The sequence below is a fragment of the Runella sp. genome, assembly GCF_027484545.1.
Lineage (GTDB): Bacteria > Bacteroidota > Bacteroidia > Cytophagales > Spirosomataceae > Runella.
In genome coordinates, this window is the sequence record NZ_JAIXST010000111.1 from 1 (window position 1) to 9,844 (window position 9,844).

The 9,844-nt window shown below is 40.3% G+C and carries 11 protein-coding genes; 10 read left to right on the top strand and 1 reads right to left on the bottom strand.

Annotated features, from left to right (window positions below; translation table 11 throughout):
* The 10 genes from Q0081_RS09750 to Q0081_RS09790 all read left to right on the top strand — a co-directional run.
* On the top strand, window positions 1–750 hold a 750-nt coding region (locus Q0081_RS09750; RefSeq protein WP_310586486.1), incomplete at its 5' end, for a DUF177 domain-containing protein.
* Window positions 751–807: 57 nt separating this feature from the next.
* Entirely contained in the window at window positions 808–999 is a 192-nt protein-coding gene (gene rpmF / locus Q0081_RS09755) for a 50S ribosomal protein L32 (RefSeq protein WP_298352086.1), read from the top strand.
* Between the two features lie 127 nt (window positions 1,000–1,126).
* Window positions 1,127–2,065: a phosphate acyltransferase PlsX gene (plsX, locus tag Q0081_RS09760; protein WP_298352089.1), complete on the top strand. Its 939-nt coding sequence runs from the start codon at window positions 1,127–1,129 to the stop codon at window positions 2,063–2,065.
* A 154-nt stretch (window positions 2,066–2,219) separates the two neighbouring features.
* Window positions 2,220–3,209: a beta-ketoacyl-ACP synthase III gene (locus tag Q0081_RS09765; RefSeq protein WP_298352092.1), complete on the top strand. Its 990-nt coding sequence runs from the start codon at window positions 2,220–2,222 to the stop codon at window positions 3,207–3,209.
* A 148-nt stretch (window positions 3,210–3,357) separates the two neighbouring features.
* Window positions 3,358–3,921, top strand: coding sequence for an elongation factor P (gene efp / locus Q0081_RS09770; protein WP_298352095.1), 564 nt, complete (start codon window positions 3,358–3,360; stop codon window positions 3,919–3,921).
* A 37-nt stretch (window positions 3,922–3,958) separates the two neighbouring features.
* On the top strand, window positions 3,959–4,426 hold the full coding sequence (gene accB, locus Q0081_RS09775; protein WP_298352097.1) for an acetyl-CoA carboxylase biotin carboxyl carrier protein: 468 nt from the start codon (window positions 3,959–3,961) through the stop codon (window positions 4,424–4,426).
* Between the two features lie 124 nt (window positions 4,427–4,550).
* A complete protein-coding gene (gene accC / locus Q0081_RS09780; RefSeq protein WP_298352099.1) occupies window positions 4,551–5,894 on the top strand; it encodes an acetyl-CoA carboxylase biotin carboxylase subunit in 1,344 nt (447 codons plus the stop codon).
* An 88-nt stretch (window positions 5,895–5,982) separates the two neighbouring features.
* On the top strand, window positions 5,983–6,216 hold the full coding sequence (locus tag Q0081_RS09785) for a DUF433 domain-containing protein (RefSeq protein ID WP_298352102.1): 234 nt from the start codon (window positions 5,983–5,985) through the stop codon (window positions 6,214–6,216).
* 118 nt (window positions 6,217–6,334) lie between these two features.
* The gene (locus Q0081_RS31850; RefSeq protein WP_409034056.1) at window positions 6,335–6,565 is read left to right on the top strand and encodes a DUF5615 family PIN-like protein; all 231 of its coding nucleotides are present in this window, start codon (window positions 6,335–6,337) and stop codon (window positions 6,563–6,565) included.
* Complete coding sequence (locus tag Q0081_RS09790; protein ID WP_298352105.1) at window positions 6,566–8,389, top strand: ABC transporter ATP-binding protein; 1,824 nt, start codon at window positions 6,566–6,568, stop codon at window positions 8,387–8,389. It begins immediately after the preceding gene.
* Window positions 8,390–8,522: 133 nt separating this feature from the next.
* Here the strand turns inward: Q0081_RS09790 and Q0081_RS09795 are convergent, their stop codons facing one another.
* Window positions 8,523–9,431 carry a carboxypeptidase-like regulatory domain-containing protein gene (locus Q0081_RS09795; RefSeq protein ID WP_298352108.1) on the bottom strand — a complete coding sequence of 303 codons (909 nt, stop codon included), beginning with the start codon at window positions 9,429–9,431 and terminating at the stop codon, window positions 8,523–8,525.
* Between the last annotated feature and the right edge of the window lie 413 nt (window positions 9,432–9,844).

The following is a 9,844-nucleotide window of genomic DNA, read 5'->3' on the forward strand; positions in this document are numbered from 1 at the left end:
GGCTGGTCAGAAAGTCGCTATCCTTTTCCAAATTGGACAAGTGGCACAACTTGGCGATTGGTTGGTGCTTTTGGCAATTCAACTTGGAGAGGCAGCATTACATTTGATACACCGCCAACTTTTAAAAACCTATCAAAAACGACAGAAACTTTTTTTGATTTGCGAATTTTAATAAATAATCTTAACTTTGCAGCCCATTTTGATAGAGATGTGAAAGCGCTAACTCAGTACGATATAGACATTTACGGCTTAAAAGATAAACAGTATGTTTACGATTTTGAGTCAGGAAGTGAGTTTTTTGAAGAACTTGAGCAAGATTTGATTGAAAACGGTCGATTTAAGACCCATTTAACTCTTGACAAGTCGGCTACAATGATGATACTGATTTTTCACATTGTAGGAGCCGTTGAACTGGTATGTGATCGCAGTCTGGAGGTATTTGAAGAACCGATAGATATTCATGAACGGTTGATTTTAAAGTTCGATGACCACGACGAACAGCTTGCCGACGATATAGAACTCATTCGTCATGAGGCCGTTCGGATAAACATCGCAACTTATATTTTCGAATACATTGCGCTGACTTTGCCGATGAAAAAGCTCCATCCACGCTTCCGTACGGATGATGATAATGGAGATGAGGAGGAAGGCATTTTGATTTATCAGACTCCCGAAGAAACCGAGCCGGAGTCTTCCGAAGATGAAGATCCGCGTTGGGCTGCTTTACGAAAGCTGAAAGGGAAAGAATAAGAATTTTAAAGTAATATAAATTTTTTGATAACGGACAACTAATAACGACATAAGATAATGGCACATCCAAAACGAAGACACTCCAGCACTCGCCGCGATAAGCGTCGTACACACGATGCCTTAACAGGTAAGGCTCTTTCTACCGATCCAACAACGGGCGAAGTTCATGTAATGCACCGCGCACACGTTTTTGAAGGTAATTTGGTTTATAAAGGCAAAGTAGTGATTGAAGGCTACACAAAAGCCTAATTCATAAAATACTGTATATGAAAGCATTTCATCACAACTTGTATAGAAAGTTGTGACGAGATGCTTTTTTAGTATTCCTTATATGCTATTTTTACAGCCTCTTACTACTCAATACCTACAATAACCGATGAAAATAGGAATAGACGCAATGGGAGGGGATTTTGCCCCCGAGGCAATCGTAGAAGGAGTTGTAATGGCTGCTTCTGATTTACCCGAAAATGCCCATATTGTACTGATAGGCAAACAGGACATCATTAATAATTTACTTTTAAAGTACAATTATCAAGGTTCTCAAATCGAAATAGTTCATGCAGATGAGGTTGTTGAGATGGGAGAACATCCTACAAAGGCATTATCTCAAAAGCCTCATTCAAGTATTTCGATTGGTTTTAAGTTACTGAAAGATAAACAAATTGATATTTTTTGCGGAGCAGGAAATACGGGCGCTATGCACGTAGGAGCCTTGTTCAGCATTAAAGCCATCGAAGGAATTATTCGGCCTGCTATTGTTGGGTTTGTTCCCCAAAAGAAAGGCGGACACTCTATTATGCTTGATATTGGTGCCAATGCCGATTGCAAACCTGAAGTATTGGAGCAATTTGGCGTAATTGGTTCTATCTTTGCCCAACATACGTTCGGAATTGATCGTCCTCGTGTCGCTTTGATGAATATAGGTGAAGAAGAACAGAAGGGTTCGGTGATTGCCCAGGCAGCCCATCAACTCCTGAAAGACAATCCCCGTATTCATTTTATAGGGAATATGGAAGGCGGTGATTTGTTTGATGACAAAGCAGATGTTATTGTAACGGATGGATTTACGGGTAATGTGCTTTTTAAATTGGCAGAATCTTTTTATATCGTGGCCAAAGAACGAGGTATTCAGGATGATTATATTGACAAAATGAATTATGAATCTGTAGGAGGAAGTTCAATCATTGGAGTAAATGGTAACGTTATGATTGCTCACGGAATTTCATCCGCAGTTGCTATTAAAAATATGATTACTTGGGCTCGCAAACAGGTTGATACCCAAGCGTACATTCAGATTGCTAAAGCTTTGAATTAAAACGGAGTAAATCATTATTAGTCGTTATCCTAATTCAATTAGATTAGACTAAGCACTTTTGTAATGTAATTACAATTACCGGGGTTAATCACTAATTCACAATTCACTAATCGCAGCGGCAAACCGCTCACAATTAGTACTTACAAAGTAAAAAATGAGTCAAATTCGCGCTGCTATTACGGGAATACAAGGATACGTGCCCGATTACGTATTGACCAACGCTGAGTTGGAAAAAATGGTAGAAACCAACGACGAATGGATTATCGCCCGTACGGGTATTAAAGAGCGTCATATCCTTAAAGGAGAAGGACTTGGTACTTCCCACATGGCAGCGGAAGCAGTAAAAGGTCTTCTTAAAAAGACCAATACTTCACCGCAGGAAATTGACTTATTGATTTGTGCCACTACTACACCCGACTATGTTTTTCCGAGTACTGCCAACCTCATTTGTGATATGGCAGGCATCAAAACGGTGGGAAGTTTCGACATTCAGGCGGCTTGTTCAGGGTTCATTTATGCCCTGACGGTGGGTTCGCAATTTATTGAAACAGGGAAATACAAAAAGGTCATCGTAGTGGGCGCTGATAAAATGTCGGCTATCGTTGATTATACCGACCGAACTACCTGTGTGCTATTTGGCGATGGGGCAGGGGCAGTGTTATTGGAGCCTAATACAGAAGGCTTTGGTATTATAGATACTATTATTAAGTCTGACGGGTCCGGACAGCCTTACTTAAATCAAAAAGCAGGAGGAAGTCGCTATCCGCCCACTCACGAAACCATTGATAAACGTTGGCACTACGCCTATCAGGACGGACCTTCGGTCTTTAAATTTGCCGTGACAAACATGGCAGACGTAGCCGCTGAAATCATGGAGAAAAACCACCTTACCGGCGACGACGTAGCATGGCTGGTACCCCACCAAGCCAACAAACGCATTATTTCGGCTACTGCCAATCGGATGAAGGTAGGCATGGACAAGGTAATGCTGAACATCCAAAAATACGGTAACACTACTGCTGCTACCATTCCCCTTTGCCTGTGGGATTATGAATCTCAACTCAAAAAAGGCGATAATCTTATCTTAGCGGCTTTTGGGGGCGGATTTACCTGGGGGTCGGCTTATGTAAAATGGGGCTATTAACTAACAGATTTCTTCATTTGGTCGTTTGGAAGCTAACTTGACTGTTTTCATTTTCAATTCGACCAAGTTATTCATTCTATCGTTTTTAAATTCATACATCGCATGGGCGTCGAGTTTCGATGTAGGCCCGTTTTAAATTGAAAAAAGTATGGCAACTACAGCAGATATCCGTAATGGATTGGTAATTAATTACAACAACGATTTATTTCAAATTATTGAATTTCAGCACGTTAAACCTGGTAAGGGCGCAGCTTTTGTACGTACAAAATTGAGAAGCCTTACGAGTAGCAAAGTCTTGGATAATACTTTCAACTCAGGGGTAACTATTTATCCTGTTCGGGTTGAACGTCGTGAGTTTCAATTCTTATACAAAGACGAAGCTGGTTTCAACTTTATGGACAGCGAAACTTTTGAACAAATCTCCCTGGACGAAAAGTTAGTCGTAGGTGCCGATTTGATGAAAGAAGGACAATTGGTGGAAATTTTGTTGAATACTGAAAATGAGGCTCCTCTTACGTGCGAATTACCGGATGTGGTTGAGCTCGTAGTGACCTATGCTGAGCCAGGTATTAAGGGAGATACGGCAAATAATCCTCGCAAAGCAGTAGAGGTTGAAACAGGTGCACGCATTATGGTGCCTATGTTTATTGAGGAAGGCGACAAACTCCGTATTAAAACTTCTTCAAAAGAGTACGTAGAAAGAGTAAAATAAGCGTGTTTCCCAAGAACCTAACTTCACTTCAATAACTATGGAAATTAAAGACATTCAAAAATTACTCGACTTTATCGCTCATTCCGGTTTAGATGAAGTCAATATTGAAACAGGAGAGTTTAAAGTAAGTGTAAAACGCAATGCGGCGGGTCAATTTGTTCCTGCTTCTTTTGCGCCTGTAGCGGCATCGGCACCTGTTGCTGCTGCTCCACAAGTATCTGGTGCTGCACCTGCTACTCCTGCTCCTAAAGCTGACGATTCTAAATACCTTACCATCAAATCACCGATGATTGGGACTTTCTACCGTTCCGGTGGACCTGATAAATCTTCATTTGTAGAAATTGGTGATGAAGTAACAGCAGGTAAAGTAGTATGTATTGTGGAAGCGATGAAACTGTTCAACGAAATTGAATCTGAAATTTCGGGCCGTGTCGTAAAAGTACTCGTCGAAAACGCTACACCTGTTGAGTACGATCAACCCCTGTTCTTAGTAGAACCCATTTAGTAGTAAGCAGTGAGCAGCAGGCAGTTCACAGTAGGCAGTAGCAATTAAACCGCTAGGGCGGCCCCGTGTAAACTGTAGATTGTAAACTGTAAACTGTAAACTGTAAACTGTAAACTAAAAAAATATGTTCAAAAAAATACTCATTGCCAATCGCGGAGAGATTGCTTTGCGGATTATCCGTACCTGCCGTGAAATGGGCATTCAAACGGTAGCTGTTTATTCAACGGCTGACCGAGATAGTTTACATGTACGGTTTGCCGACGAGGCTGTTTGTATCGGGCCTCCTCCCAGCCGTCAATCGTATTTGAGCATTCCCAATATTATCTCTGCTGCCGAAATCACGAACGCTGACGCCATTCACCCGGGTTACGGATTTTTATCTGAAAATGCCGAATTTTCGAGAATTTGTGCTGAATACGGTATTAAATTCATCGGGGCTACTGCTGAGCAAATCAACTCAATGGGGGACAAGGCTACTGCCAAAGCAACCATGAGAGCCGCAGGTGTACCTGTTATTCCCGGTTCGGAAGGTTTGCTTGAATCGGTGGAAGAAGGTAAAGAATTGGCGAAAGGCATTGGCTATCCGGTCATTGTCAAAGCTACTGCCGGTGGCGGCGGACGCGGAATGCGTATCATTAAAGACGAAAGTGAATTTCAAAAAGCGTGGGATGATGCGAAAAGGGAATCAGGTGCCGCCTTTGGAAACGATGGTCTTTACCTTGAGAAGTTCGTGGAAGAGCCGCGACATATTGAAATTCAGGTAATTGGTGATCAATACGGGACGGTATGCCACTTGTCAGAGCGTGATTGTTCGATTCAGCGCCGTCACCAAAAATTAGTGGAAGAAACTCCTTCTCCGGTTGTCACTCCCGAACTTCGTGCCCGCATGGGTGCAGCAGCGGTTAAAGGTGCCTCAGCCATTGCTTACGAAGGTGCCGGTACGATTGAGTTTTTGGTGGACAAATACGGTGACTTCTATTTTATGGAAATGAATACCCGTATTCAGGTAGAACACCCTATTACGGAAGAAGTTACCGATTTCGATTTAATTAAAGAACAGATCAAAGTAGCGGCGGGAGAGGCTATTTCAGGCCAGAATTATACTCCAAAACTCTTTGCAATGGAGTGTCGAATCAACGCCGAAGATCCTGCCAATAATTTCCGGCCAAGTCCGGGTAAAATTACTCAGTTGCATTTCCCGGGCGGTCATGGAGTTCGAATTGACAGCCACGTGTATGCAGGCTATACCATTCCACCTAACTATGACTCTATGATTGCAAAAGTTATTGTATCAGGACAGTCACGGGCTGAAGTAATGACTCGAATGAAGCGTGCTTTGCAGGAATTTGTTATTGAAGGGGTTAAAACTACCATACCGTTCCATATTCGTCTGATGGATGATCCCGGTTTTCAATCCGGCATTTTTACGACTAAATTTCTGGAATCTTTTGATTTTAGTAATCTGTAACTAATTACTCAACAGTTGGTTATTGAATTTAAGAGCCTAATGTCACGTTATACCTAAGTTCTAAGTTTTACATTTAATTTGAACAGATATGGGAACGGTTCTTTTGGGTCGTATTACGTTAAATCCGAATGTTGGACATGGAAAGCCTACTGTTAGGAATACACGCTATTTAGTTGAAGGTCTTTTGGAATATCTTGCCGCAGGCGATAGTATTGAAGAGGTTTTAGAAGAATTCCCTGATTTAGAAAAAGAGGATTTATTGGCCTGTATTCAATATGCTTTGGCTACGCTTAAAGTTCAAAGCGCAAATTTAGCGGCATGAAATTTCTCATTGATGACAACTTCCACCTGCATTAAAATTCATCTTCTTGGAACGTGGTTATGAAGCATATCATACACTTGATTTACCTCGATGAAACGATACGTCTGACCATGAAATTTTGGTACTCGCTGAAAAGAAAAAATATGTTGTAGTTACAAAAGACAAAGACTTTTATAATTCATTTGTTTTGAAGCATCAACCCCAAAAACTTATTTTAGTGCGGGTGGGAAATATTCGAATTAAAGATTTGAAGGCTATTTTTAAGAACAACTTTGATAAACTTCTGCACCTTCTCAACTATAAAGACCTCGTCATTGTTGGGATAGATAGAATTCATATAACGATATAAATGAAAATATACTGGCGCATTTTACAATATGCGCGTCCGTTGAGCCGATATGTGGGGCCGTATTTTTTTACCTCTTTATTGGGTAGCTTCTTTGGAGTACTCAATTTTACGCTAATTCAACCCTTATTGGATGTGCTTTTTGGAAAAGCAGAAGTCCCTGAGCAACTTGTCTTTCCGAAATTTCGATTTGATGCGGAATATTTGGTAGACCTGTTTCAATATTTTTTCGGTCATGCAATACAGGATTACGGTAAACTGGGGGCTTTGCAGTTTGTGTGCGGAGCGATTCTGATATGCGTGTTGTTAGCCAACGTATTTCGGTATCTGTCGGTCCGTATCATTGAAAACTTCAAAGCCTATACCGTATCTCAGCTACGACAGGCGGTATTTGACAACGCCATTCGACTCAGCTTGTCTTTTTTTTCAAACGAGCGAAAAGGTGATCTTATCTCTCGCGTAACCACTGATGTTCAGGAAATTGAAAATTCATTAGGAAGGGCGTTCAGCGCTTTGTTCAAAGAATTTTTTACGCTGATTTTTTACTTCATTACGCTATTTGCAATGTCAGTAAAACTGACACTCTTTACCTTGATTGTGATTCCGCTGTCGGGAATTATCATCGGAACATTGGCTAAAAAATTGAAAGAATCGGCCTCAGAAGTACAGCAAAGGTTGAGCAATATCATTAGTGTATTGGACGAAACTTTTGGGGGCATTCGGGTTGTCAAAGGCTTCAATGCCGAAAAAGTGATTCGTAAACGCTTTGAAGCCGAAAACCAAGGCTATCGTCAGGCACTTTTACGAATGGTGTTTCGTCAGGAAATGGCCCCGCCTATGTCTGAATTTATGGGGGTTGCCGTAGTTGCAGGCATTTTGTTGTATGGCGGTTCTATGGTTCTATCGGACAATTTTGAGCTATCGGCTTCTACCTTTGTTACGTATATCATCATTTTTTCGCAGGTATTACGCCCAGCTAAAGAGATTTCCAACGCCGTGAGTGGAATTCAGCGGGGAGTAGCATCGGGTGAGCGCATCATGAAGTTGATAGATACACCGATTGAAGTCAAAGATGCGGCCAATGCCCAAGTAATTGGCTCGTTTACTAACCTGATAGAATTCAAAAATGTGTCTTTTGAATACGAAAAAGGCATTTCAGTGCTGCAAAACATTTCATTTAAAATTGAAAAAGGAAAAACAGTCGCTTTGGTTGGCTCGTCGGGAGGAGGAAAATCAACCGTGGCTGATATGGTTCCGCGCTTCTATGACCCTACGACCGGTAAAATTTTGATTGATGGGGTAGACTTGCGCGATGTAACCACCAAATCTCTTCGGGACCTGATGGGAATTGTCACGCAGGAGTCGATTTTATTCAATGATACCATTTTCAACAACATCGCTTTTGGTACGGATGTTACGGAAGAGCAGGTAATGGCGGCGGCCAAAATTGCCAATGCCCACGACTTTATCATTGAACAATACGATAGCTATCAAACCATTATAGGTGACCGTGGAACGAAGTTATCGGGCGGACAGCGTCAGCGTCTGAGCATTGCCCGGGCGATTCTGAAAAACCCACCGATATTGATTTTGGACGAAGCAACTTCGGCATTGGATACCGAATCGGAAAAATTGGTGCAGGAAGCATTGACCAATTTAATGAAAAACCGTACGACGCTCGTCATTGCACATCGCCTCAGCACCATTCAACATGCCGACGAGATTTTAGTATTGGGTGGCGGAAAAATCATTGAACGCGGCACCCACGATGAGTTGCTTGATGACGAAAAAGGCTTTTATAGGAAGCTGAGTGTAATGCAGAGTTGAGAAGAATTTGATGATTTTGATTTGAAGCGGGGTCGCTCGCGCGATAAGCAAAATTGGAAATTACTATTGATGCCTTCTTTACAATACAAGGAGAGTTTTTATTTGCTTGATTTTCAGTCCATCATCTGTATTTTTATTCATAAACTTGAATTTGAGCCCGCATCATTGGGTTTTTAAAAATGCGGTGCTTTCTATCAATTTTCCAGTCCCCATTATTGTTTCTGATGCGGCCGTTATATTCATTAAATTCTTTTGTTTTTCCAATATGTTGGCCGTAATAGGTTTTCATAACTTTATTTGGAAATTCTACCTTAAAAGCATATTTGGGGTTTTTAGTATTGATCCATTCCATTGCTATAAAAAAGCCTTCATTAGGAAACGGAATATTATATTTACCTATTTCTATATCAAACCATCTATTGCCCGACTTCGCATGAGTTATTAGATTTTCGATTAATAAATCCTCACCTGGGAAACCATTATTGTTTTTATAAACTCTTACCCTAAAAGGAGTTTTTGGTGCACCGAATCTGTCAATCCAAAATCCCACCTTTTCAATATATCCATCCACTTGAAGATAATTTGGAATTAGTAAAGCCATTTCCTGAATTTCATTGTGTGCAAGCTGACCTGTTATAAAAGTTGTCTTTTTTTCAAGTGATCCTAACCATATTTTATGTTTTTTACGTTTATTTTCTACTACAACTTCTGATAGTTTAATTGATTTTTCAATTAAGTAGACTGTTGTTGATTCTTCCCATTTAGAAAAAGGGATTTTGTACTCAAAATAACCTAAACAGGCTACTACTAAAGTATCACCAATACTGGTATTTTCAATTATAAATTGCCCATTTTTATCAGAATTTGTCCCCCAATGTTTTTTTTCGTCAGTAATAACTGCAAAAGGAACAGGGGTGCCATTTTGTTTATTCAGAACGAGACCTATTACCTTTTTTTGAGCTAAAGTATTATTATGTAATAATAGAAAAAGAGTTACTGCTCCACAAAAGTGAAGAGTAACTCTGAAAAATAAAAAATACATCGTATTTTGTTTAAAGAAATAAAATTACTTAAAATACCGTCTTTAAAGTTCACCGGGAGCTTCATATCCTCTTTCAGCAGCCTCTGAACAAGGAATATCTCTCGTTCTCGTCCAAATAGGAATTCCAAATGCATAAGTAGTAAATTCTACTCTTACTTCACAATTACCATCACCCCATACAAAAGATGCTTGTATCTTATTTGTAGTTCCAAACCACATCGCATGAGTATAGTGGACTGTACCGAAAATCAATACCAATGTTAGCAAAGCAGTAATAACTTTGTTTTTACTAACAAAATTTTGGTACTGGATTAGTGAGTTATGTTAAGTATCTTTGTTGAATGGACATAGATTTTGAAAAATATAAAGGCTTACACTACTGTGACAATGCAAATTGTAAGTTTTACGAAAAA

What these genes read in the sequence shown, in the direction of transcription:
- rpmF (WP_298352086.1), top strand. Translation starts at nt 808, where the DNA reads ATGGCACATCCAAAACGAAGACACTCCAGCACTCGCCGCGATAAGCGT.
- Q0081_RS09795 (WP_298352108.1), bottom strand. Translation starts at nt 9,431, where the DNA reads ATGTATTTTTTATTTTTCAGAGTTACTCTTCACTTTTGTGGAGCAGTA.
- accC (WP_298352099.1), top strand. Translation starts at nt 4,551, where the DNA reads ATGTTCAAAAAAATACTCATTGCCAATCGCGGAGAGATTGCTTTGCGG.
- Q0081_RS09785 (WP_298352102.1), top strand. Translation starts at nt 5,983, where the DNA reads ATGGGAACGGTTCTTTTGGGTCGTATTACGTTAAATCCGAATGTTGGA.
- plsX (WP_298352089.1), top strand. Translation starts at nt 1,127, where the DNA reads ATGAAAATAGGAATAGACGCAATGGGAGGGGATTTTGCCCCCGAGGCA.
- accB (WP_298352097.1), top strand. Translation starts at nt 3,959, where the DNA reads ATGGAAATTAAAGACATTCAAAAATTACTCGACTTTATCGCTCATTCC.
- Q0081_RS09765 (WP_298352092.1), top strand. Translation starts at nt 2,220, where the DNA reads ATGAGTCAAATTCGCGCTGCTATTACGGGAATACAAGGATACGTGCCC.
- efp (WP_298352095.1), top strand. Translation starts at nt 3,358, where the DNA reads ATGGCAACTACAGCAGATATCCGTAATGGATTGGTAATTAATTACAAC.
- Q0081_RS09790 (WP_298352105.1), top strand. Translation starts at nt 6,566, where the DNA reads ATGAAAATATACTGGCGCATTTTACAATATGCGCGTCCGTTGAGCCGA.